A 24,822-nucleotide genomic window follows, 5' to 3' on the forward strand; every position below is an offset into this window, starting at 1 on the left:
ACCATTTATTTATCTTTCATTTATTATAGTAAGTTTATGGGGAGAAAAACTTGTAGGGGTGATTTTATGAAAAGAGCCTTCACATTTTTAGAAGTTATAGTTCTTATAGCTATTTTGGGGATAGTTTTGTCTGTAGCCTTAATAAAATTCGATACAATAAATCAAAATCTCGAAGAGATGGAGGTAAAAAAAGTATGCAGCGCCTTAAGGTCTGCAAGAGCATATTCTTTAAAAAGAAGAAGCAATGTAGTTGTAAGCCTCTATGAAAATTCTCTTAAAGCTTCTAGCAAGGATAGGGAGTTTATAAATTTAAAATTAAAAAAACTTAAAATAAATACCAATCTTTCGGATTCAAAAATAGAATTTAAAATATCAAGCTTTAGTGCAAATGCGGGATCAATTATCTTAAGTGGCAATAAAAAATACAAGATTACAATTCCAGTAGCAACAGGCAAAATTACTTACAGAGGGGTGGTTGAATGAGAAAAAGAGCATTTACTCTCCTAGAAGTTATGATAGGTGTAAGCCTTATTTCCTTAATAGCTATTTCAGTTTTACCAGCTATTTCTTTTAGTTTTAAATCTAGGGAAACAATTGAAAGAAAAAAAGCTTTAGTGATGGAGGCGGAGAGAATTATCGAAAGGACAAAAGCTAATTATTTTGAAGATGGAAATATTAGTCTAGAGTCCCCCTATGACTACAATATAGAAAGCTACAGTGAAGAGCTTAGTAACAAGTACAAACTTAAATTAATTGATGGAGATATTAATTATGAAATTATTTTCTACCTTCCAAAAGACAAGAGCATTTACTCTAATTGAACTTTTGTTGGCTCTTTTTTTGGGCCTTTTACTTTTGGGAGTTTTTATAAATTTCACAAATCTTTCAAGCAATTCTCTTAAATTCTACAGAGAAAAGTCAGAAAATGAAATAGATTATGCTAGAGATTTTTTAAAAAGAGAAATAGAATTTTCCGATAAAGTTTTTGATATAGATAAGGCGGTTTTTCCAAATCTAGAAAATACATTTGGATTTTATCTTTATAGTGAAAATAATGAATCAAGTTATAAGCATAACTACTCCTACTATAGTTTTTCTGGTGGAAAGTTAAAAAGATATGCTATGAATCTTCCTTATTACACAGATAATCCCAAATTTACTGGTGGAGGATATAATATTTTGGCTGAAGAACTAGATGATGCAGAGGTTAATTTTAATAAAGAGCTTTCCTTACTTGAAATCTTACTTAAAAACTCAAATGAAGTTAGAAGAATTAGCGTTTATTTGGAGGCGAGTAAGTATGAAAAATAGATCCTATATACTACTTTTAAGCCTATATTTTATCCTTCTTTTAGCTGGTACAACCATGCTTCTTCTAGATCTTTTATATAGTGATACAATGGCTGAGGTCTATGATGATAAGTCTTTAAGAATTAAATATATTTCTGAAAATACCATATATAAAGCAGTTCAAAAATTTAAAGAAGAAGGACTTAAATCTTCGGTGCTTATTGATGAAGAAAATGAAAAAGCAAGTTTAGATACAGATAATTTAAAATCAAAAGGTCAATTTGCAATTTTAACAGAAACTTTTTATCAGGGAGAAAGCTTAAAAAGAAATATGTTTTTCAGGAAATATTTAGATATTTTCTACAAGGAAGCTATAAATATAGAAAATAAAGATATTGAGGGTCTTGTAAATCTTTTTATGTCCAGTGATTTAAAAAAGATAGAAGAAGGTAAAAATATAAAATTACTTGATGCAAGCTCCAATAGTTTAAAATATATAGAGGAAGAAATAAATCCTAATAATCCAGATGGAAAAAAAGAAAATCCTCAAGAAGATGAGGGCTTAGAAGCTAGCAAAGTTAAAAGTATTTCTGGAGATGATTATATTCTTCTACCTAATTTCAAAATAGAAAAAACTAAGACTATAAATAATTTAAATGCACTTGTTATTATAGATAAAGATACAAAGCTAGATGGAAAACTTGAGATGAATGGATTACTTATTATAAAAAGTCTACCTAAAAATTTTAACAGAAGTAACTTAATTTTTAAAAGAGGAATTGTAATCGCAAAACTTGAGGATTATAGGAAAATAATAAAGCCGAGAGAAATTAACTACAATGTCTTAGTTAAATTTGAAGATAGGGTAAGTATTGTAGATATAAGAGCCTTTAAAAGTAAAATTTTTTCATACTAGGAGTAAAATATGCAGGATCAAGATATATATTTTATGGGAGAAGCTATAAAAGAAGCTAGAAAAGCAGAAAAATTAGATGAAGTTCCAATTGGAGCTGTTGTGGTTTTTAGAGGAGAGATAATAGCTAGAGCTTATAATACTGTTGAAACAAAAAATCTTGCAACATCTCATGCTGAAATAAATGCCATAATTAAAGCTTCAGAATATTTAGAGAGCTGGAGACTTTTAGGATGCACACTTTATGTCACCCTAGAGCCTTGCCTAATGTGCCTAGGAGCAATTATAAAATCTAGAATACCAAGACTCGTATTTGGTGCATACGATAAAAACTCTGGATATGTAATATCAAATGGAAATATTTTGGAAAATATAAGAGACCACAAATTTACCTTTGAAGGAGGCATAGAAGAGAGAGAATGCCAAACTCTACTAAGGGATTTTTTTAAAAAGCTGAGGGATAGACGAGAAAATGAATGCGATTGAAATAGTAAATGAAATTTTATTAAGCGGAATAAAATATAAAGCTTCTGATATTCATATTGAAAAAAATGGAAAATATAGCCTTGTAAAATTTAGGATTGAGGGAATTTTATATGGATATAAAAAGTTTGAAGATGTTCACGAAAAGTTGATTGCTAGAATTAAAATTCTTTCTAATTTGGATACAACAAAAAAACTTAATCCTCAAGATGGGTCTTTTTCTATTTCCATTAAGGATAATAAAATAGATATTAGAACTAGCATACTTCCTCTTATAACTGGAGAAAAAGCTTACTTAAGGATACTTGATCCTAAAAGATCTAAAAAAGACCTAGAAGATTTATTTTCAAAAGAAGAACTTGGAATAGTAGAAAGTAAACTTTTAAGAAAAAATGGCATGATACTTGTAACAGGGCCTACTGGTTCGGGCAAGACAACTACCCTTTATTCTTTTCTAAATAGGATAAATACAGGAAGAGAAAATATAATCACAGTTGAAGATCCAGTTGAATATAAAATTCAGGGGATAAATCAAATAGAAGTTAATAGCAAAAGAGGACTTAGCTTCGAAAATTCATTAAGGTCGATTTTAAGGTCTGACCCAGATGTTATCATGATAGGTGAAATCAGAGATAAGGAAACTGCAGAAATTGCAGTAAGATCATCAATTACAGGTCACCTTATTTTATCAACCCTCCATACCTATAGTTCTTTTTCCTCAATTATAAGACTTATGGACATGGGAGTTGAAGATTATTTAATAGCTTCGTCCCTTTCACTTGTTATAAACCAAAGACTTATAGGAAGCCTCTGCCCATATTGTAAGTCTAGCTACTCTCCAAGTGATAAGGAAAAAAGTATTTTAGAAAAATATCAGATAGATGCAAATCTTTTATACAAGAACGTTGGCTGTGAAAAATGTATTGGTGGTTATACTAAAAGAGAAGCAGTTTTTGAATTATTAGAATTTGACAGGGATTATATTAAATGTATAGGAGCGAAGGAGCTTGAAAATACCTATAAGAGAATTTATAAAGAAAAAGGTAGTAAAACTCTTTTAGAAAAAGCCTTAGAAAAAGTTAAAAGTGGAGAATTCTTTTTAAAAGACGTACTTAAAGAGGCCTATGGGCTAGAGGAACTATAGATGGAAAAATTAATAGAAATTTTAAACACCGACATAAATAAAAAAATAAAATCCAAATTTCTCTTAAAATTTTTCACTGAATTTTCTGTTCTATTAGATGCAGGACTACCTATTCTCTACTCGCTAGACAATATTAGAACAAAAAATAAAAAAGAAAGAGACTTTGTAAGAAGAATTTATAATAGGTTAAATGAAGGGATGAGTCTTTTTACTGCCTTTTCCTATGAAGATATAGAAAATAAAGAATATATACTTGCTATGTTAGAATCTGCGGAACTAGGAAGTCCATTAAATGAAGTTTTATCTGAAATAAAAGACTATCTCAAAATAAAACTTGAAAAAATGAGTAAAACAAAATCAAAACTTATCTACCCAATTATTCTTTTTGTAACATCAATCTTAGTCAGTTTTTTTCTTATTTTAAAAGTTCTCCCTAGCTTTAGCCAAATGTATGAAAGCATGGGGACAGACCTACCTACATCAACAAAAATAATGATTTCTATATCAGACTTTTTAATAAATAATTGGGTATATATATTACTGGCACCGATACTTTTGGTATTATTAATTTTTATATTTAATAGGACATCTAAAACACTTAGACTTATAAACCATAAACTTATCTATAATTTTCCCATATATGGAAATATTATTACTATTAGATTATGTTATAATTACTCATTTATAATAAAAAATTTAGCTAAAAGAGATATTAATATATTAAAAATTATAGATTGCTTAAGGTCCTTAAGTAAAAATTCATACCTTGAAGAAAAATTACTAAATATAAAAGATGATCTTACTAGAGGAGAAAGTCTTAGTAAATCATTTGAAAAAATAGAATTTTTACCATCAATATTTATAGAAATGTTGGGGGTTGCTGATAGGTCTGGAAAATTAGACAGTGTAATGGAAAAGTCCTATATTTACTATGAAACTATATACCTTAGTTATCTTGAAAGACTAATTACTATATTAGAACCAGTTTTAATTATTTTCATGGCTGGACTAGTTGGATTTATAGTAATATCGGTAGCAACACCAATGTTTAATCTTATCGATTATGTAAATTATTAGGAGGGAAATATGTTAAAAGAATTTAAAGAGTTTATTATGAAAGGCAATGTAATTGATCTTGCCGTAGCAGTAGTTATTGGAGCTGCATTTAGTGCAGTTATCAATGCATTAGTAGAGGGAATAATAAATCCAATAATTGGAGCACTCACAGCAGGAATTGCCCTAGATGGACTTTCAGTAAACATTCTGGGAGTTGAAATGGTTTATGGTGTATTGTTATCAGCAATTATAAAATTTATTATCATTTCATTTGTCCTATTTTTAATTGTGAAAGCTAACAATAAATTTAAAAAAGAAGAGCCTGCTGAAGTTACTACAAAAACATGCCCATATTGCAAAAGTGAAGTTGACCTTAAAGCCACTAGATGTCCTCATTGTACATCTGAATTAAAGTAGAAAAAAACTTTTAAATCACGAAAAGCAAGATAGGAATATTTCCTATCTTGTTTTTTTATTTTAAAACATGGATACTAGAAGAAAAAAATTAAAAATAGAAATATCCTGAGACTATAAAGTAGAAAATAATATTCGAAATTGAAAAATATAAAAAGCTAAGAAGAACCTAGTACATACATGAGAGAAAAAGAAATAAAATAAATAATAAATTGTTGGGGAAATATAGTTCATAAAAAAATATAATACATAAGTAAAAATCTTTTAAAGCAAAATAAAAAGCTGACTTTTAGTTTATATTCTAAGTCAGCTTTTATCCTTTTATGCTATTCTCGTGTAAGTGTTTAGGTTCAATCATTTATATTCTCCTTTCAAAACTTATCTAAATTTCTTTCAAATACCTTATTTTTTTCATCTAAGAAAAACCTCCGTTAATAACTGATAAAATATTTATCAATTAATAATTGATAAAAATAAATTCTCAATTAATATTCATACAATCTATATTAAAAATATTTTCCTTTTTTCATTCAAAGGAAATATTATTTCTCATTGGTATAAATTTTAATATTTACTTGTAATAAGAATAACTTTTGCTAATTTCTGCGACTTTAACATTCATTTGCCTTTTTTGTGGCCTAATTGAAATTCTTCTGAAAAGTTTAATTCTTAATTTAAAATTAACGAGAATAGCTTGTCAAGGTTCATAAAACTTAACTACCATAGTAAATTATTAAGTTTGTATTATATATATACCCAGGAGTTTTGATTCTAAACATAAAAATAAAAAAAAGAAAACTTTTTTTTCTAAAAGTTACAAAAAAGTTACAGAAAAAGTATCAAAACAAGCCATTTGATAGAAATAATAAAATAAAAAAAATTTTTAGGTAAATCGTTTTTACAAACTTATATTAAATATAAAAATTATACTAACTTTAAACAAAAGGGGTCTTTTTCCTTGATAAATTTAATATATTTGGTATAATAAAGTTAAGTCATACAAGGTGTGATTTATATTTTTTTAATATCTGATTTACCCAGAAAAACTACATTGATATTTAAAATTCTATTTTATTAATATTTACAAAATTTATATCTTTAGTTGACAACATATACTGGTTGTGATATTATAAGAAAAATAAATTTTACCTTTAGTAAAATTATTTTAATCACATCAACCTGGGAGAATCACAGATATGAAAAAAAATATACTTTTAGTTTTTTTACTAACTATTGGTTTACTAGCTTCTTGCAACAAAGAAGATAAAACCATAGACAAAAAAACTAATGAAGAGGTTACAGCTTCTTCCCAGTCGGAAAAAGACCATGTAAGCGAAGAGGTCTATCTTGAGAATATTAAATCTTTTGAAAAAGTTTCTATGAAAGATATTAATAGTAAAAAAGATAGCGAAAACTTTTATCTTTACATGGGAAGGGAAACTTGTCCATACTGTAGAGACATTTCAGCGGTATTGAAAGAAATAAAAGAAGAAAAAAATTTAAAAATTTATTACATTGATACATCTGAAGATGATGAGGAGCTTGATAAATTTATTAAAGATACTTCTTTAGAGTATATACCAGCTTTCTATAGTAACAAGGACGGGGTTCTCAATAAGTTAGAGGTTAATAGTCCTTACTTAAAAGAAGATATCCTTAAACTTATTGAGAATAATTAATTGGTATATGATTTAATCATATAAAACATATTTTAAAGGGGGAAACAAAAAAATGAATAAGAAAAAAGTTATAGCTTTGCTACTTGCATTTGCTATGATGATTCCTGTTTTCTTAACTGCCTGCAATAAGGAAACCGATAAGAAACCAGATGATAAGCAAACTACAACTAACACAGAAAACACTGATGATACAGCTAACAATGGAGAAGAAACTCCAGATGGCGAAGATAATAAAGAAGTTGATCCTTCTCAAATGAAGATTTCTAAGCTTGATGAACTTAACGTAGCTTCTGCAACCCAAGTTGCAACTTATGACTATGTACTTTCATCAAAAACTTCTGACCATGAAATCAATGCTAACTTAGTTGACGGCTTACTAGAAACAGATACTAATGGTAAATTAAAACCTTGTCTTGCAGAAAGCTATGAGTCAAACGAAGACAAAACTGTTTGGACATTTAAAATTAGACAAGGTGTAAATTGGGTAGATGCTGATGAAAACGAAGAAGGCACTTTAACAGCTGAAGACTTCGTAACAGGCGTTAGACATGGTGCTGAATTTAAATCTGAAACATCTTGGTTACTACAAGATATTATCAAAGGATATTCAGATTATTTAAAATCTGACTTCTCAGATGAAGAATGGGAAAAAGTTGGAGTTAAAGCTCTTAGTGAAGATACACTTGAATTTACTCTTGAAAAACCAACACCTTTCTTCCCTTCAATGACTACTTATACAGTTTTATATCCAATTAGTAGAAATTTCCTTGAAGGAAAAGGCCCTGGATGTGCATTAGGATCTCCTGACCCTGAAAATTGTTCATTTGGTGCTCTTCAAAATGATGCTATCCTATACAATGGTGGATACATTATGGAAGAAAATACTGCAAAATCAAGAATCGTTATGAAAGCTAACCCTTCATACTGGGATAAAGACAATGTATTCTTAAAGAAAGTAACTTATATATATGATGATGGTTCAGACCCATATTCAGTAATTAAAGGATTTGAAAGTGGTCTTTATCCTCAAGCTGCTTTAAGTGCTACTTGGGAAGACTATGATAAATATCTAGACAAATATAAAGATTACGCTTACTTCAACCTTCCAAATGCGTATGCTTTCGGAATTGTATTTAACTTTAATAGACAAACCTTTGATGAAACAAATTATGCTAGTGATGAAGAAGCTAGAGAAAACACTCACAAGGCTATTTTAAGTGAAAACTTTAGAAAAGCTTTAAGAGCAGCTTATGATGCTAAGGCAGCTCTAGCAGTTACTGCTCCAGAAGCTCTTGCAGCAGAAACTCTAAGAAATGTTAACAACTTCCCAGAAGCTGGTAACCTATCAGATGGAACAACATACTACGAAAATGTTTCTAAGCAATATGAAGAAATGACAGGCGAAAAAGTTGACCTAAACGATGGACAAGATCCATGGTTATCAAAAGAAAAGGCTCTAGAATTTATAGCTAAAGCTGAAGAAGAAGGAATTAAATTCCCAGTTAAACTAGATATGTTAGTTCTTCAAACATCAGACTCTCTTGTTAAAAAAGGTCAATCTATGAAAAAATCTATCGAAGAAAATACTGATGGAAAAATCATAATTGAACTTGTTATGAGAGATAAAGATACTGTTGAAAGTATAGCTTATAGAAATGGTGACCCAGCTAAAGCTGACTATGATATTTCAACATTCACTGGATGGGGACCTGACTATGCTGACCCTAAATCTTTCGTAGATATTTATTCAGCTACTACAGGTAACTATATGATAAATTGTGGTCTTGGAACTGAAGATGAAGAAGGTAATGTAGAAGATCAAGACATTAAAGAACAAGTTGGAATAATGGAATATGAAAAATACTATAGAGAAGCAGATAAAGAAACTTCTGATATGGACAAGAGATATACACTATTTGCTAAAGCAGATGCTTGTCTAATCAAACATGCTTTCTATATCCCAACATCTCAACAAACAAGAGGACAAGTAGTATCTCACTACGTTCCATTCTCTCAACTATACTCTCCTTGGGGAGCATCTCAATTAAAATTCAAGTCACTTCAACTTCAAGAAAATATAGTTACAGCTGAAGAAAGACAAGCTGCATACGAAAAATTTGAAGAAGCAAAGAAAGCAAATTAATTAGATTAACAAAAGGGGTTGGGTTGAAACCCAACCCCTTATTTTTTAATATTTATGGGGGCATAGACGGTGAAAAAATATATATTAACCAGATTAGTAAAATCAATTATTTCGATTTTAATAGTTGTTTCCATAGTTGTAATAATGGTTTATAAACTTGTACCTATTTCAAAAGTTTTTGAAAATGATGATGCTTATAGAAAATTAAAGGCTAATCAAAAAGATGTATATAGCTGGACAAAGCTAAAACAATTAGGCTATCTTGATTATTACAATATGGCGGAAATGGCTCAAAAATATTCAGAAAATCCTAAAGAAGCAGTAGAAATTGGTTCTGAAGAAAATAAAAGATTACTTAGCGAAATGGAAAAAAAGGGCTATACTGTAAAAACATTAGACAAAAATGATAAGTTAAGAGGTTCTGTAGTAGCTATCAAATACTACAATAGCCTAGAGTTAATTGGTGGATTTTTCAAGAGATTAATAAGCGTTGACAATAAAAATGCTATTCAAGATGAAAATAATCCAGATATGGAAAGAAAATACTATTGGGGAAAAACTCAAAATGGACTTGTTGCTCTTCAATGTGAAGGCTGTAAATTTAAAAATCAACTATATTTTAATGGTAGTTTCCCATTTATACACCAAAATAAATTTAGATTAAATTTTGGTGAATCTTTCCCTATGCACAAAGGTATCATGACTCTTGATGTTATTGGCAAAGGGCAAGGATCTGCTAAAAAAATTGATCAAAAATTCCCAACAGGTTATGAGGGAAAAGAAGCTGACAATCAATATTCAAGACAGTATAAATACAAGCTTACAAAAGCTGAAGAGAAAAAATATGGAGATAATTACGCGGATGTAGAAAAGAGATTCGATTCTCCATCTATGATAGGTACTTCATATTTATTTGGTATATGCTCACTTATCCTAACATATTTATTTGCACTACCATTTGGGGTTGCAATGGCAAGAAATAAGGGGAAATTTATAGATAAACTTGGAATTGTTTATATTAACCTTTTAATTGCTGTACCATCTTTGGCATTTATTTTCTTTATGAAATATTTGGGTAATAACATTGGACTTCCAGATAAATTTGCTCAATTGGGATTTGGTGATATAAGATCATATATTTTGCCAATTGTTATATTAGCACTTTTATCAACTCCATCTCTAATGATGTGGATAAGACGTTATATGGTAGACCAACAAAATGCAGATTATGTAAAATTTGCTAAAGCTAAAGGTTTAACTAAAAGAGAAATTTCTAAAAATCATATCTTAAAGAATGCTATTATTCCAATTGTAAATGGTATTCCAGGTTCTATTATTTTAGCAATTTCTGGAGCCGTAATAACTGAGTCTATATTTGCTATTCCTGGAATGGGTAAAATGCTTCCAGACTCTATTAAGGCTGCTAACAACAACATGGTAATTACTTTAACATTTATTTTTACAACACTATCCGTTTTCTCTGTATTCTTAGGAGACTTACTTATGACTAAAGTTGATCCAAGAATCTCATTAAATGTAAAGGAAGGAGAATAATATGACTGAAAAGAATATTCCAAGCGATCTATTCGTTCCTTATAAAGTTGATGATAGTGAATCAGAAAAAATTGCAGCACCAAAATATTCTTATTGGGGAAGTGTATTTAAAAGATTTTTCTCATCAAAAACAGCTATTATCATGCTCATAGTATTCTCTTTTGTAGTTGTTATGAGTATTGTTCACCCGATTATTTCTGGATACAATCACATGAACATAGCAAATATCAATGATAAATCTAAATGGTTTTTAAGACCTAGCCTTGCCCATCCTTTTGGTACAGATGATGTTGGTAGAGATCTTTTCTCACTTGTATGGTCAGGGGCAAGAACTTCTCTATTTATTGCTTTTACAGCTACAGTTATTGAAATTGTAATTGGAGTAATTGTAGGTATGTTCTGGGGCTTTTCTAAAAAAGTGGACGTTGTTATGATTGAAGTTTATAACATCATAGCAAATGTTCCTTTTACCTTAATAGTTATGGTATTATCTTTTGCACTTGGTGCAGGGGTTTGGCAGCTAATTTTTGCCCTATCTTGTACAAACTGGATTTTTACAGCTTATTTCATTCGTGTCCAAGTAATGATAATTAGAGATAGAGAATACAATTTAGCTTCAAAAAACTTAGGTTCATCTACCTCTAAAATTATTAAGAATAATATTTTACCATATTTGATTTCTGTACTTGTAACAATAATTTCAAGAGACGTTCCAAGTTTTATTTCTTACGAAGTATTCCTTGGATATATAGGTGTAGGTTTAACTGAAGAAGTTGCATCATTAGGTAGAGTTGTTCAACAATCTTCTAAGTTCATGCAATCAGCTCCTTATCTATTTGTAATTCCTGTATTTGTAACAGCACTTATATCAGTTTCTTTATATATAGTAGGTCAAACTCTAGCTGATGCGAGTGACCCTAGAAACCACATGATATAGGAGGAAAATTATGGTAGATAATAAAAAAAATAATAGTCAAGTTGTCAATCCATTCTCTGAAAATCATGCAGAAATAGGTTCAGACACAATACTTGCTGTTAGAGACTTAGTAGTAAAATTTAAAGTTAGGGATAGAGAGCTTACAGCCATTAGAAATATTTCAATGGATTTCAAAAAGGGAAAAGTTGTTGCAATAGTTGGAGAATCAGGTTCAGGTAAATCTGTATTTACTAAGACTTTTACTGGAATGCTTGAAATAAATGGTAGGGTTGATCAAGGTGAAATTTGGTTTGAAGGAAAGGATATAGCTAAGTATAAAACTGATAAAGAATGGCTTGATATTCGCGGAAATAAAATTGCTACAATTTTCCAAGACCCTATGACATCTTTAAACCCAGTTAGAACTATTGGATATCAAATATCTGAAGTTATTGTAAAGCATCAAAAGAAATCAAAACAAGAAGCTAAGCAATTAGCTATAGAATTAATGACTCGTGTTGGTATTCCTGAAGCAGAAAAAAGATATGACGAATATCCATTTATGTATTCAGGTGGTATGAGACAAAGAATAGTTATAGCAATAGCACTTGCTTGTAGACCAAAGATTCTTATTTGTGATGAGCCAACTACTGCTCTTGATGTAACTATTCAAGCTCAAATTATTGCTCTTATTAAGGAGCTTTCTGAAGAATATGATTTTACAACAATATATATTACACATGACCTTGGCGTAGTTGCCAATGTTGCTGATATTGTAGCTGTAATGTATGCTGGTCAAATTATAGAATATGGAGAAATAGAAGAGGTATTCTATGATCCAAGACACCCATATACATGGGGACTACTTTCATCTCTTCCACAATTAGGAGAAAAAGATGAAGATTTATTTGCAATAAAGGGTACACCTCCATCACTATTCCAAGAAATAAAGGGAGATGCATTTGCTCAAAGAAGTGAGTACTCTTTGAAAGTTGATTTTGAATATGAACCGCCAATGTTTAAGGTAACTGATACGCACTATGCAAAAACTTGGCTCTTAGATGAAAGAGCACCAAAATTTGAAAAACCAAGGGCTATTCAAAATCTTCATGAAAAGATGGTAGCTCTTACATCTAAAGGAGGAATCTACAGTGACAGATCCTAAGAAGAAACTTAATAAAAAAACAGTAGAGAATTATGAAGGTGGAAATATTAAAGATCCTGCAATTAAAGGTGATTCTTCAGTTCAATCACCAAAAACTAGAACTGATATTCCACTAACTAATATTGAAAATGATCCAAATAAGGATATTATTAATAATACAACTGTTGTAAAAGAAGATCATAATAAAGAGAGTGATGAAGTCTTTACCGATTATTATAAAGATAAAGAAGTATTACTTGAAGTTAAAAATCTTGATGTTACTTTTACTAACGGAAAGAGAAAATTTAGGGCAATTAAAGATGTAAGTTTTAAGATTTTTAAGGGTGAAACATTTTCTCTAGTTGGAGAATCAGGATCTGGAAAAACTACAATAGGTAGAGCTATTATAAGACTTAACCAAACAAGTAATGGAGAAATTATCTTCAAGGGTAAGAAAATTAATGGCAAAATGACAAAAGAAGATGAGCATGAACTTGTAAGACACATGCAAATGATATTCCAAGACCCTGCTGCATCTCTTAATGAAAGAGCTAATATTGACTATTGTATAGGCGAAGGTATTGATAACTTTAAACTTTATGCTAATATGGAAGAAAGAGAAGAAAAAGTAAATAAAGTTCTTGAACAAGTAGGACTTCTTCCTGAACATAAATCAAGATACCCACATGAGTTCTCTGGTGGACAAAGACAAAGAGTTGGGATAGCTAGAGCTATCGTTATGGAACCAGATTTTATAATTGCTGATGAACCAATTTCAGCACTTGATGTATCAATTCGTGCACAAGTTCTAAACCTTTTAAACAAATTCCAAGAAGAAAGAGGTTTAACTTATTTATTTATTGCCTATGACCTTTCTGTAGTTAGATATTTCTCAGATAGAATTGCAGTTATTCACCATGGACAAATTGTAGAAATAGCTGAAACAGATGAGCTTTTTGCTTATCCACTTCATTCATACACAAGAAGCTTATTACAATCTGTACCTATTCCTGATCCAAGGATTGAAAAGGCTAAGAAAGTAATAAAATATGTTGAAGAAAGACCAATTGATGCAGAAGGTATTGCATTAAGGGAAATAGTTCCTGGACACTTTGTATTCTCAACAGAAGCTGACGTTAATTTCTATAGAGAAAAACGTGAGAAGATGAAAATGGATAGAGAAAGTGTAAAAAAAGACCTATCAAACCTTAACAAATAGTTTTAAAAAGATTTTTTAGCCCCATTTATGATGGGGCTTTTAATTTACTAGTCAAGGGAAAAGAGGAAAAATTGAAGATAAATAAGGAAAAAATTAAAAAATATTTAAATAAAAATTTTCTAATGTATATATTAATGATAATAGGCATATTCTTTTTACTTCCACTATTATTTGATAGTGAATTCGATGAAATTTTACTTACAATAATATTTCCGCTTACAGTAGCAATCCTTTCATTTTCATACTCCTTTAAATTTGGAAGAAATTTTTTAATAAATTTATTTATTGTAATTTTTGCATACCTAGATACTATTATTTTTTTTAATGAAACAGCGAGAGTTTATGTTTATATATATTTAGTAATTAGTCTAATAGGTATGATATTTGGAAAGATAGAAAAAAATATTGTAGATAGATATAAGAAAAAGAATTAGTCATTATTTGTTTTTATTTTTTAATAGTTTATTTAAAGCTCTAAGAATAGGCTTATTTATTAAGCGACTTAGGGCTTTTATATTTAAGTTACAAAAATTTAAGTAATAAACCTTAAAATTAGGGTAAGTATATTATGAATTATTTCTCAAAAAAATTTAGAAACTTGTGATATAATATATAGAGATTTATTAATGTAAAATTGAAAGGGGAAAAAATGATTTTAAATTTAGGACTGGATATAGGTTCAACCACAGTTAAAATCGTGGGACTTGATGAAAATGATGAAATTATTTTTAAGGACTATACTAGACATAAATCTGATGTTATACAAACATGTAAAGATGTTTTAAACAAATTTTATAATATATATCCCGATATAGATATTAGAATAATGGTTACTGGATCAGGAGCCATGGTTTTATCAAAGACTTTTTCTGTAGAATTTGTACAAGAAGTTGTAGCTCAAAGTTATGCGATTAAAAGATATTTAAAAGACACAGATGTTTCTATTGAGCTTGGTGGGGAAGACTCTAAAATTACTTATCTATCTGGCCAAGTTGAACAAAGAATGAATTCAATTTGTGCCGGCGGAACTGGATCTTTTATTGATCAAATGGCTTCTCTTATGGATACTGATGCTCTTGGACTTAATGAGCTTGCAAAGGATCATACAAAAATTTTTCCTATTGCTTCTAGATGTGGAGTTTTTGCTAAGACTGATGTTCAGGCTCTATTAAATGATGGCGCTTCAAAGAGCGATATTGCTGCATCTGTTTTTCAATCTGTTGTTAATCAAACAATTTCAAATTTGGCTTGTGGCAGACCCATTAAAGGTAATATTGCCTTAATTGGTGGGCCACTACATTTTTTGTCAGAACTTAGAGAAAGGTTTAAAGAAACACTAAATGGTGATGCCAAGGATTTTTTTGTACCAGAAGATGGTCAAATCTTTGTTTGCAAGGGAGCGGCTCTTGCAAGTAAGGAAACAAAGCCTATTAGCTTTAAATCACTTGTCCAAAAATTTAATTCAGATATAGATATTAAATACGAGGAGTCTAACACTCTAGAACCTTTATTTAAGGATGAAGATGAAAGGAAAGATTTTTATGATTTCCACAACAAGAGAGGTGTTTTATATGCTGATTTAGATAGCTATGAAGGGAATGCATATCTCGGCATTGATGCAGGATCTACTACTTCTAAAATAGTACTTCTTTCAGAGAATGAAGAAATTCTATACACTCATTATGCTAATAATCAAGGGAAACCACTTGAACTTTTAATTAGCGTCCTACTGGATCTTTATGAAAAAGTAGATGGTAGAGTCAAGATTAAGTCTTCAGGTATTACTGGATATGGAGAGGATTTTATAAGGGCTGCAATAGGTGTAGATTATGGAGAAGTTGAGACAATTGCACACTATAGGGCAAGTAAAAAATTTATTGATGATGTAAGTTTTATTATAGATATTGGCGGTCAGGACATGAAGGCTATGCACATTTCTGATGGCGTTATCGACTCTATTCAGCTAAATGAAGCCTGTTCATCTGGATGCGGATCTTTTATTGAAACTTTTGCTAAAAGTTTGGGAATGGATGCTGAAACTTTTCAAAAGAAGGCACTTGAATCTAAAAACCCAGTGGATCTTGGATCTAGATGTACTGTATTTATGAATTCTAAGGTTAAGGAGGCTCAAAAAGAGGGTCATAGTGTAGAAGATATAGCGGCAGGCCTTTGCTATTCAGTTATTAAGAATGCTCTTCAAAAAGTAATAAAACTTAAAGATCCTAAAAAACTTGGGGACAAGGTAATTTGCCAAGGTGGTACATTTTACGGGGATGGAGTTTTAAGAGCCTTTGAAAAAGTCTCTGGAGTTCGTCCTATAAGGCCTTCAATAGCCGGCTTAATGGGTGCATATGGTATGGCTCTTATAGCCAAAGAAAAATCACCATCAAAATCAACTCTTTTTAACAAGGAGGAGTTAGAAAAGTTTACCTATACTCAAAAATCTGGAAGATGCGGATTGTGTGAAAATAATTGTAAGTTAAATATAAATATATTTTCTAATGGTAAAAGATATATTTCAGGTAATAGGTGTGAAAGAGGTGCCGGCTTAAGAACAGAAAATAGCAAATTACCAAATCTCTTTGAATACAAGTATGATAGATTATTTTCTTATGAATCTTTAGAAAAGAGTAAAGCTTTTAGGGGCGAGGTAGGAATTCCAAGAGCCTTAAATATTTATGAAAACTATCCTCTATGGCACGGCTTTTTTACAGAACTAGGTTTTAGAGTTGTTCTTTCAGATCCTTCTTCTAGAGAAATTTATGAAAAAGGTATTTCTTCTATTATTTCAGAAACAGCTTGTTATCCTGCTAAAATTTCTCATGGTCACATAGAAAACTTAGTTGAAAAGGGTGTAAAGTTTATCTTTTATCCATCTATTTTTTATGAGGAAAAAGAGTATTCAAGTTCTCAAAATAATTTAAATTGCCCTGTTGTAGCTGGATACCCTGAAGTTATAAGAAATAATGTTGACTCAATTGAAGAAAATGATGTTAAATTTTTAAATCCATTTATATCTCTTAATAATCAAAAGGCCTTAGTTAAAAGGCTTTATGAAGAGCTTAAAGACTTTAATATTCCTAAAAAAGAAATTGAGGCAGGTCTTAGAAAGGGCTTTGAAGAGTTAGAAAATTATAGGAAAGATGTTTATAAAAAGGGAGATCAGGCCCTTAAATATATAGAAGAAAATGGTATAAGAGGTATTGTTCTTGCTGGTAGACCCTATCATATTGATAGAGAAATTAACCATGGGATTCCTAAATTAATTAATTCTTTAGGTTTTGCTGTGCTTTCAGAAGATTCAATTGCAAGAAAGACTGATGTAAAGGGAGAATTAAGGGTTTTAGACCAATGGGTTTACCACTCAAGACTTTATAGGGCTGCTGAGTTTGTTGGTAAAAATAAAAATCTAGAGATGGTTCAATTAAATTCATTTGGATGCGGTATAGATGCGGTTACTACTGACCAAGTTAATGAAATCCTAAAAAGTTATGGAAAAATTTATACCGTTTTAAAAATTGATGAAATTTCAAACTTAGGAGCTGTAAAAATAAGGTTAAGATCTTTAAAAGAAGCAGTTGAAAATAGAAAATCTGTAAAAATAGAAGAGTCTTATTCTCCTAAAAAAGTTTCTTTTACAAAAGAAATGAAAAAGGACTACACAATACTTGCACCTCAGATGGCAAAAGATCACTTTGAAATTATGGGGGCGGCATTTAGAAGTGAAGGTTACAATATTGAATTTTTACCAAAAGTTGACAGAAAGGTTATCAATGCAGGTTTAAAATATGTAAACAACGATGCATGCTATCCATCTATAACTGTTATTGGTCAGATGATGGAGGCTATAGAATCTGGAAAATATGATACAGATAAAATTGCTCTTTTAATTACTCAAACAGGTGGTGCATGTAGGGCAAGCAATTATGTTGGATTTATAAGAAAGGCCTTAAGAGAGAAAGGATTAGATAATATACCGGTTATTGCACTTTCTGCTCAAGGCATTGAATCTAATTCTGGTTTTAAAATCGGCATAGGAACAATTAATAAATGCTTGATGTCTATTCTTCTTGCAGACCTTATTATGAGATGCTCAAACCAGGTGAGAATGTATGAAGTAAATAAGGGTGAAACTGATAGGTTAAAAGAAAAATTTATTGAAGAAGCTAAGACCTTAGTTGTAAGACCAAGCTGGAAAGAATATGTTAATTTAGTTGATAGGATAGTTGATGGCTTTGAAAATATAGAGACTGAAGATAAAGAGATAGTTAAGGTTGGAATTGTTGGAGAAATTCTCGTGAAATATCTTGAAGAAGCTAACAATAAACTACAAAAACTTCTTGAGAGTGAGGGAGCAGAGGTAATAGTGCCAGACCTTACTGACTTTATTCTCTACTGCCTAAGAAACTCAAGTCATAAAAAAGAGCTTTATAACAATAGTCCCGTAACTAAAATGCTTTGCGAAACTGCTATTTGGTATATTGAAAAATATAGAAAACCTATAAGAAATAGGATAGATAAATCTAAGTTTTATAAAGTTCCAGAGATTAGAAAATTAGAAGATTATGCTGAGGAAGTTGTTTCACTTGGAAATCAATACGGAGAGGGATGGCTTCTAACAGCGGAGATGATAGAGCTGATAAAACTTGGAGCAGGAAATATTGTTTGTATTCAGCCTTTTGGATGTCTTCCAAACCATATAACAGGAAAAGGAGTTATTAAAAAGATTAGATCTCTCTACAAGGATGCAAATATAGTTCCAATAGATTATGATCCTGGTGCATCAGAAGTTAACCAAGTAAATAGAATAAAATTAATGCTAGCAACTGCAAAAGAAAAATTAAAATAATTTTAAAAGTATCTCCAGAGTTTAGTTTTACTTTGGAGATATTTTTTAAAAAAAGTTATCAAATTGTAAGATTATTTTTATTTATTGATAATGATTTATATGATATAATATTTACTTGAAGACTTGAGGGAGGATCTTATGAAAAAAAGATTATTTATAACGCTTTTAGTTTCAGTAATAGTGTTTTCATTTGCATATATTATTTTCACTAATTATTTAGATGTGCTTACAGTAAGTAAGGGTAGTAGGGAAGTAATAACTGGAGCCGATCTTGGCGAAGGAAATGAAATTAAACAGGTCAAAGATTATGAAATTCTATTTCTTTTAACTGGTGTTGACCACAATGGAGAGGATCAAGACAAGGAAAAAGATAGAACCGATACACTTATGCTCGTAAAGGTAGACACAAAAGATGGAACTGTGGATTTAATTTCTATTCCAAGAGATAGCATGGTTCCTATTGAAGGATATGGAGAGGATAAGATCAATCACGCCCATCACTTTGGTGGAATGGCCCTTACCATGAGAACTATAAGAAATTATTTTGGAATAGATCTTGATTATTATGTAAAGGTTAGTTTTGAAGCTGTTAGAGAAATCGTAGATGCTATGGGCGGAGTAAAGGTAAATGTTCCAGTACAAATTATAGAAAACCAAACTGGTATTTACTTGGAGCCAGGAGAGCAAGTACTTAATGGAAAAGAAGCTCTTTATTTTGCTAGATATAGAGAGTCTTATGGGGATTTTGGAAGGATGGAATCTCAGCAGCACCTTATGAAAAGAATTATGGAGCAAATGTTAAAGCCAGAAAACATCTCTAAAATTCCAGGCTTTATTAAAACTTATATGACTAGGGTTGAAACAAATATCCCAATGTCAACCATGCTAAGTTTAGCTGCTTCTGCTTCTAAATTTAGTACAGATAGAATGAACAACACTACTTTTCCAGGTGAGGGTGAGTATATTGACGGTATTAGCTATGTCATTTTGGATAAGGATGGAGTGGATACTATTATAAAGGATAAGCTTAGCGACTATTTACTTGATGGAAATGAAGGAGAAGAGGAAACTATTAATGAGGGCGAATAGAAAGCTTGAACATTTAGAAAATTATTTAAAAAGTGAATATATTGGGGATAATCTTTTTGAGGACGTTTTTATTGAGCATTCATCACTTCCAGAGCTATCTTTAGATGAAATAGATATGTCGGCATCATTTTTAGGAAAGAAGATTTCTTATCCAATTATGATAGATGCCATGACAGGTGGCATAAAAGAGGCTGAAGAAATTAATGAATCTTTATCCAAACTTGCTAGAGAGTTTAATATTCCAATGGCTGTTGGGTCAGAGACTATAGCTTTGGAAGACTTTAATACAAGATCTTTTGAGCTAGTTGGGAAAAACTTAAAGGATAAAATAAAAATTGGTAATTTGAGTGCCAAATGTGGACTTGAAGAAGTAAATAAAGCAATAAGTCTTATAGATGCGGATGCTATAGAGCTTCATCTAAATTTTTGCCAAGAACTTATAATGCCTGAAGGAGATAGAGACTTTAGGGGAATTTTAGATAATATTGAGAATATTGTAAATGGCTCAAAAGTGCCTGTTATAGTAAAAGAAGTTGGCTTTGGTATTTCTTTAGACTCTGCTAGGGCCCTATATGAAAGAGGAGTAAGATATATAAATATATCTGGCCATGGGGGAACAAATTTTATTGAAATAGAAGATTTAAGAAATGAAGAAGAGGATTTTTCAGACCTATATCATTGGGGCAATCCAAGTGCCAAAATTCTTATTGACTACAAAAATAACTTAAACAAGGATGATTTATTTATTATATCTTCAGGGGGCATTAAGACTTCTTTAGATATTTTAAAATCTTTTGCCTTGGGGGCAGACCTTGTTAGCATATCAGGAGAACTACTTAAATACTTAGCCCATGGGGGAGAAGAATATGCTAGAATGTATCTAAATAGTTTAATTAATAAACTAAGAATACTTATGCTATTAACTGGAAAGAAAAATGTAAAACAGCTAAAAGAAATTAAATATAAGACTGTTGGAAGGTTAAAAGATTTAACTGAATAAAATAATTATTGGGAATCTTTTTAATTAAAGATTCCTTTTTTATAGGAGGATATATGAAAAAAAATATAAATATGTTTGAGGATAAGATCCTCTCTACGCTTATTAAACTTTCAGTTCCCATAATGGGTACAGCCTTTATAGCTATTGCTTATTCCTTAGTTGATATTATTTGGATAGGTAGGCTATCAACAGCAAGTGTTGCAGCAACAGGTACAAGCGGAGTTCTTATTTGGTTTGCCCAATCCCTTATGCTAATTCCAAAGGTTGGAATGAGTGTTAGGGCTTCACAAAACTACGGTAAGGGAGATTATGAAAAGTCAAAAGTTTCAATATCTACAGGATTTTATTTTGCAATTTTTATAAGTCTATCCCTCACTTCTATTTATGTTTTTTTTGGAAGAGAAATAATTTCTTTCTTTAAACTAAGTGAAGAAGTTAGTAAAATGGCTTACGACTATTTAAGAGTAATAAGTTATGGCTTTGTTTTTGCATTTATTTCAGAAATTTTTTCAGGAGCCTATAACTCTTTTGGAGATTCCATATCTCCCTTTAGGCTAAATTCAATAGGCCTTATTTTAAATATGATTTTAGACCCAATATTAATTTTTGGATTATTTAATTTTCCAAAGTTAGGGATAATTGGTGCCGCTTTAGCATCTATACTTTCTCAGATGGTTGTAACTATATTATTTTTTATAATAGTAATCTCTGAAAAGGGAATTACCTTCCATGGAATGAATTTTAAAAAGTTTTCTCTTGGAGAAATGAAGATTATTTCTAAGCTGGGTCTACCATCCTTCCTTCAATCAGGAGTTCAGTCTATTGTAGCTATGTTTTTAAATAAATTTATGGCTCTATATGGTAAGACTCCGGTTGCGGTGTATTCAGTAGGAGCTATGATTGAATCTGTCGCCTGGATGACCACTGATGGATTTCAGGCTGCACTTTCAGCATTTACAGGACAAAACTTTGGTGCAAAACACTACGATAGAATTAAGGGGGCATTTAAAGTTGGAATTTTACTTGTTTCAAGTCTAGGTGTGTTAGTTGCTTTAGTTTTTGTCCTATTTGGAAAAGAAATTTTTTCAATATTTATACCAAATGATCCAAAAGCTATTGAGTTTGGGGCTATTTATTTATCTATTCTTTCAATATCAGAACCTTTTATGAATATTGAGATAGCATCAACTGGAATATATAATGGAATAAGTCAAACAAGGACTCCAGGAATTATTGGAGTTTTAGGAAATATTTTAAGAATACCTATATCACTTTTGCTAATGCCTATTTATGGAGTTTTTGGAGTTTGGATAGCAGTATCTCTCTCCTCTATAATAAAGGGAATAACTTCTTCCCTTATTCTTCACCACAGGCTTAAAAATGATAAATTTTACCTAAATGGAAGTACCATACACTAAGATTTTTTAAAATAATTTAAAGAATGATTTATAAAGTGAATTAAAAAATAATTTTACTTAATTTTTTTAATTTGTTAATCTAATTAGCGTTTATAATATTAAAAGCTGGGTATAAAATATATATGTATTAAATAATTTTTTAGAGGTGATAAAATGCCAGGATGGATAATAGTCATTGCTATAGTAGCTGTAGTTGTTTTATTTGGAATTGGAGTATATAACTCTCTTGTATCTAAAAGAGAGATGGTAAGAAATGCAATGGGCCAAATAGCTGCACAAGTTGAGTCACGTTGGGATGCTTTAACTAATTTGATTCAGGCTACTAAAAACTATGAAAAGCATGAAGCTGAAACTTTAGAAAAATTAACAGCAAATAGATCTAGGGTTACAAATACATCTAGTGCTAGTGAAGTTGAAGCTGATAGTAAAGCGTTTAATAGTGCTCTTTCTAGATTAATAGCTGTAGCTGAAGCTTACCCAGATCTAAAAGCGAATACAATTTATCAAAACACAATGGATTCTGTAAATAGGTATGAGGAAAATGTAAGACATTCTAGAATGATCTTTAACGATACTGTTACAAAATATAACAGAGAACTTCAAGTATTCCCAAACAACATATTTGCAGGAATTTTTGGATTTACAAAAGAAGAATACTTCAAAAACACAGAAGGTAAGGAAAGCATGCCTATGTGGAATTAGGGGGTAAATAGGGATGAAGAAAATAAAAAAATTAGTCTTTTTCTTCGCCCTATTTTTTTCTATATCTCTAGTTACTAATCAAAAGGTACTTGCAGATTCTGGCATCTATTCGATAGATGTTAAGGCAGATATACAAGATGACGGATCGGTAATTATTACAGATGAGAGAAAAATATGGGCAAATTCAGGAACTGAACACTTTATTTCTCTTGGAAATTTAAAAGATATGGAAGTAGTAGATTTTAAAGTTGAAGAAGAAGGCGTAGATTTTACCTTTGATGAAAATTATGATATAAATGCTTCCCTTGAAGCAAAAAGAGGCAGGTATGGATATAATTATAATGGAGATGAAATTGAGCTTTGCTTTGGAATTGGATCATACGGAGAGCATAATTTTAAAATAACCTACAAGATAAGTAATTTTGTAATGAAAACAAGTGACGGATATCCATTTGTATATTGGACTTTCTACAATAGAGACATAGGTAATACTGATCATGTAAATGTTATTCTTACTAAGGATGGAAAAACATTTAATACTGAAAACTCGAGAATTTGGGGATTTGGTTTCAATGGAGAGTCTAAGATAGAAGAAAATGGACTTAGCCTTGATAGCGGCGGAAAATTAAATAAGAATAACCAGATGGTTATGCTTGCTATTTTTGAAAAAGATTTTTTACCTGCAAATAATAATTATGAACTTTCCAAGGAAGAGCTTATAAATACAGCTTTAGAAGGATCAAGTTATAATTTAGATAATGCCCTTGGAAAAGAGGATAGCTATCCAGAAGATTATGACCATGGTGAGTTTGATGCAGATTATGGCGGATACAATTATCGAAACTCTTTTTTTGACTTCTCAAATATTTTATTCTTCTTTCCATTTTTTATAATATTCCCTGCTATCATAGCTAAGATTATTAAAGGTGGTAAGAAAAAGGAATTTATGCCAGAAGATAAATCTAAACATTATCCTGAAATTCCATATTATTCTGATTTTGATGACTTTTTTGTAGACACAGCTTTTTTCACTGACAACCAAGGTTTTATGCGTAAAAATTGGGTGAGTGCATACTTTTTAAAGTGGATACAAGATGGTGCTATTTATCAGGAAACAAGAGAAAAGGGTTTAATTTTTAAAAAAGATGCAGTAGTTTTTAGACTTAATTTAGATAAAAAAGAAAATATGTCTGAAGCTGAAAGAATGCTATTTAATATGGTTGCTGCAGCTAGTGGTAGTGATCTTGTTTTAGACGAAAATGAATTTAAAAATTATAGTGTAAATCATCAAAATAAACTGATTAGTTTTGAAAATAAAGTTTTATTTGAGTCAAAAAGAAGATTAGGTGAAAAGGCACTTTTGGCTAAGAGTGATAAAGGATTTTTTAATTCTAACAAATTTATTCCAAATGAAGAAGGAAAGAAGATTTGCGACAATATTTGGGGTTTTAGAAATTATTTAAATAAATATTCCCTACTTTCTGAAAGAGAATCAAGAGATGTTCATATTTGGGATAAATATTTAATTTGGGCAGGAGTCTTTGGGATAGCTGATAAAGTCTATGAGCAGTTTAAAGAACTTATGCCTGAATATGGAGAGTTAACAAGTTACAACCTTCCAACAATTATGATGATTAATAACTTTTCTAGAGTATACGAAAGTGGAGTTAGACCATCATCTTCATCTTCATCAGGATTTGGCGGATCAACAAGTTTTGGCGGAGGGGGAGGCTCTTTCGGTGGTGGATCCGGAGGAGGAACAAGGTAGCAGTAAACAATTTTATATTTTTATATTTAAGCTTAACTTTT

21 protein-coding genes are annotated in these 24,822 nt (G+C 30.5%); all 21 read left to right on the top strand.

The window, feature by feature from the left end:
• Positions 1-66 precede the first annotated feature (66 nt).
• Positions 67-483, top strand: coding sequence for a pilus assembly FimT family protein (locus VLK81_RS01990; protein ID WP_324618833.1), 417 nt, complete (start codon positions 67-69; stop codon positions 481-483).
• Positions 480-821 carry a type II secretion system protein gene (locus VLK81_RS01995; RefSeq protein ID WP_324618834.1) on the top strand — a complete coding sequence of 114 codons (342 nt, stop codon included), beginning with the start codon at positions 480-482 and terminating at the stop codon, positions 819-821. Before VLK81_RS01990 ends, VLK81_RS01995 begins: the two co-directional genes overlap by 4 nt.
• Entirely contained in the window at positions 772-1,311 is a 540-nt protein-coding gene (locus tag VLK81_RS02000; protein ID WP_324618835.1) for a hypothetical protein, read from the top strand. The genes VLK81_RS01995 and VLK81_RS02000 overlap by 50 nt, the downstream gene beginning before the upstream one ends.
• The gene (locus tag VLK81_RS02005) at positions 1,301-2,206 is read left to right on the top strand and encodes a hypothetical protein (protein WP_324618836.1); all 906 of its coding nucleotides are present in this window, start codon (positions 1,301-1,303) and stop codon (positions 2,204-2,206) included. The genes VLK81_RS02000 and VLK81_RS02005 overlap by 11 nt, the downstream gene beginning before the upstream one ends.
• Positions 2,207-2,215: 9 nt before the next feature.
• Positions 2,216-2,689 (top strand): nucleoside deaminase, encoded by a 474-nt coding sequence (locus VLK81_RS02010; protein ID WP_324618837.1) that lies wholly within the window; start codon positions 2,216-2,218, stop codon positions 2,687-2,689.
• Complete coding sequence (locus VLK81_RS02015) at positions 2,676-3,830, top strand: GspE/PulE family protein (RefSeq protein WP_324618838.1); 1,155 nt, start codon at positions 2,676-2,678, stop codon at positions 3,828-3,830. Before VLK81_RS02010 ends, VLK81_RS02015 begins: the two co-directional genes overlap by 14 nt.
• On the top strand, positions 3,831-4,907 hold the full coding sequence (locus tag VLK81_RS02020; RefSeq protein ID WP_324618839.1) for a type II secretion system F family protein: 1,077 nt from the start codon (positions 3,831-3,833) through the stop codon (positions 4,905-4,907). It abuts the gene before it with no gap.
• A 9-nt stretch (positions 4,908-4,916) separates the two neighbouring features.
• On the top strand, positions 4,917-5,303 hold the full coding sequence (mscL, locus tag VLK81_RS02025) for a large conductance mechanosensitive channel protein MscL (RefSeq protein ID WP_324618840.1): 387 nt from the start codon (positions 4,917-4,919) through the stop codon (positions 5,301-5,303).
• A gap of 1,193 nt (positions 5,304-6,496) precedes the next feature.
• Positions 6,497-6,979 carry a thioredoxin domain-containing protein gene (locus VLK81_RS02030; RefSeq protein WP_324618842.1) on the top strand — a complete coding sequence of 161 codons (483 nt, stop codon included), beginning with the start codon at positions 6,497-6,499 and terminating at the stop codon, positions 6,977-6,979.
• Between the two features lie 52 nt (positions 6,980-7,031).
• A complete protein-coding gene (locus tag VLK81_RS02035) occupies positions 7,032-9,122 on the top strand; it encodes an ABC transporter substrate-binding protein (protein WP_324618843.1) in 2,091 nt (696 codons plus the stop codon).
• Between the two features lie 69 nt (positions 9,123-9,191).
• On the top strand, positions 9,192-10,676 hold the full coding sequence (locus tag VLK81_RS02040) for an ABC transporter permease (RefSeq protein ID WP_324618844.1): 1,485 nt from the start codon (positions 9,192-9,194) through the stop codon (positions 10,674-10,676).
• A gap of 1 nt (position 10,677) precedes the next feature.
• The gene (oppC, locus tag VLK81_RS02045) at positions 10,678-11,613 is read left to right on the top strand and encodes an oligopeptide ABC transporter permease OppC (protein ID WP_324618845.1); all 936 of its coding nucleotides are present in this window, start codon (positions 10,678-10,680) and stop codon (positions 11,611-11,613) included.
• A gap of 10 nt (positions 11,614-11,623) precedes the next feature.
• The gene (locus VLK81_RS02050; RefSeq protein WP_324618846.1) at positions 11,624-12,757 is read left to right on the top strand and encodes an ABC transporter ATP-binding protein; all 1,134 of its coding nucleotides are present in this window, start codon (positions 11,624-11,626) and stop codon (positions 12,755-12,757) included.
• Positions 12,744-13,955: an ATP-binding cassette domain-containing protein gene (locus tag VLK81_RS02055; RefSeq protein WP_324618848.1), complete on the top strand. Its 1,212-nt coding sequence runs from the start codon at positions 12,744-12,746 to the stop codon at positions 13,953-13,955. The genes VLK81_RS02050 and VLK81_RS02055 overlap by 14 nt, the downstream gene beginning before the upstream one ends.
• Before the next feature lie 71 nt (positions 13,956-14,026).
• Complete coding sequence (locus VLK81_RS02060; protein WP_324618850.1) at positions 14,027-14,389, top strand: hypothetical protein; 363 nt, start codon at positions 14,027-14,029, stop codon at positions 14,387-14,389.
• Positions 14,390-14,604: 215 nt separating this feature from the next.
• Positions 14,605-18,804 (top strand): acyl-CoA dehydratase activase-related protein, encoded by a 4,200-nt coding sequence (locus VLK81_RS02065; RefSeq protein WP_324618851.1) that lies wholly within the window; start codon positions 14,605-14,607, stop codon positions 18,802-18,804.
• 138 nt (positions 18,805-18,942) lie between these two features.
• A complete protein-coding gene (locus VLK81_RS02070) occupies positions 18,943-19,893 on the top strand; it encodes an LCP family protein (RefSeq protein ID WP_324618853.1) in 951 nt (316 codons plus the stop codon).
• A complete protein-coding gene (gene fni, locus VLK81_RS02075) occupies positions 19,880-20,893 on the top strand; it encodes a type 2 isopentenyl-diphosphate Delta-isomerase (protein WP_324618854.1) in 1,014 nt (337 codons plus the stop codon). The genes VLK81_RS02070 and fni overlap by 14 nt, the downstream gene beginning before the upstream one ends.
• Positions 20,894-20,946: 53 nt before the next feature.
• Positions 20,947-22,311, top strand: a complete 1,365-nt coding sequence (locus tag VLK81_RS02080) for an MATE family efflux transporter (protein WP_324618855.1) — start codon at positions 20,947-20,949, stop codon at positions 22,309-22,311.
• 153 nt (positions 22,312-22,464) lie between these two features.
• Complete coding sequence (locus tag VLK81_RS02085; protein ID WP_324618856.1) at positions 22,465-23,013, top strand: LemA family protein; 549 nt, start codon at positions 22,465-22,467, stop codon at positions 23,011-23,013.
• Between the two features lie 13 nt (positions 23,014-23,026).
• The gene (locus tag VLK81_RS02090) at positions 23,027-24,781 is read left to right on the top strand and encodes a DUF2207 family protein (RefSeq protein ID WP_324618857.1); all 1,755 of its coding nucleotides are present in this window, start codon (positions 23,027-23,029) and stop codon (positions 24,779-24,781) included.
• Positions 24,782-24,822: the final 41 nt, after the last annotated feature.

It is taken from the genome of Citroniella saccharovorans (genome assembly GCF_035481615.1).
Classification (GTDB): domain Bacteria; phylum Bacillota; class Clostridia; order Tissierellales; family Peptoniphilaceae; genus Citroniella; species Citroniella saccharovorans.

Excerpts from the sequence above, each read along its gene's own strand:
- VLK81_RS01995 (WP_324618834.1), top strand. The coding sequence starts at position 480 with ATGAGAAAAAGAGCATTTACTCTCCTAGAAGTTATGATAGGTGTAAGC.
- VLK81_RS02080 (WP_324618855.1), top strand. The coding sequence starts at position 20,947 with ATGAAAAAAAATATAAATATGTTTGAGGATAAGATCCTCTCTACGCTT.
- VLK81_RS02010 (WP_324618837.1), top strand. The coding sequence starts at position 2,216 with ATGCAGGATCAAGATATATATTTTATGGGAGAAGCTATAAAAGAAGCT.
- oppC (WP_324618845.1), top strand. The coding sequence starts at position 10,678 with ATGACTGAAAAGAATATTCCAAGCGATCTATTCGTTCCTTATAAAGTT.
- VLK81_RS01990 (WP_324618833.1), top strand. The coding sequence starts at position 67 with ATGAAAAGAGCCTTCACATTTTTAGAAGTTATAGTTCTTATAGCTATT.
- VLK81_RS02090 (WP_324618857.1), top strand. The coding sequence starts at position 23,027 with ATGAAGAAAATAAAAAAATTAGTCTTTTTCTTCGCCCTATTTTTTTCT.
- VLK81_RS02070 (WP_324618853.1), top strand. The coding sequence starts at position 18,943 with ATGAAAAAAAGATTATTTATAACGCTTTTAGTTTCAGTAATAGTGTTT.
- VLK81_RS02050 (WP_324618846.1), top strand. The coding sequence starts at position 11,624 with ATGGTAGATAATAAAAAAAATAATAGTCAAGTTGTCAATCCATTCTCT.
- VLK81_RS02065 (WP_324618851.1), top strand. The coding sequence starts at position 14,605 with ATGATTTTAAATTTAGGACTGGATATAGGTTCAACCACAGTTAAAATC.
- VLK81_RS02035 (WP_324618843.1), top strand. The coding sequence starts at position 7,032 with ATGAATAAGAAAAAAGTTATAGCTTTGCTACTTGCATTTGCTATGATG.
- VLK81_RS02020 (WP_324618839.1), top strand. The coding sequence starts at position 3,831 with ATGGAAAAATTAATAGAAATTTTAAACACCGACATAAATAAAAAAATA.
- VLK81_RS02005 (WP_324618836.1), top strand. The coding sequence starts at position 1,301 with ATGAAAAATAGATCCTATATACTACTTTTAAGCCTATATTTTATCCTT.
- VLK81_RS02085 (WP_324618856.1), top strand. The coding sequence starts at position 22,465 with ATGCCAGGATGGATAATAGTCATTGCTATAGTAGCTGTAGTTGTTTTA.
- mscL (WP_324618840.1), top strand. The coding sequence starts at position 4,917 with ATGTTAAAAGAATTTAAAGAGTTTATTATGAAAGGCAATGTAATTGAT.
- VLK81_RS02000 (WP_324618835.1), top strand. The coding sequence starts at position 772 with ATGAAATTATTTTCTACCTTCCAAAAGACAAGAGCATTTACTCTAATT.
- VLK81_RS02030 (WP_324618842.1), top strand. The coding sequence starts at position 6,497 with ATGAAAAAAAATATACTTTTAGTTTTTTTACTAACTATTGGTTTACTA.
- fni (WP_324618854.1), top strand. The coding sequence starts at position 19,880 with ATGAGGGCGAATAGAAAGCTTGAACATTTAGAAAATTATTTAAAAAGT.
- VLK81_RS02015 (WP_324618838.1), top strand. The coding sequence starts at position 2,676 with ATGAATGCGATTGAAATAGTAAATGAAATTTTATTAAGCGGAATAAAA.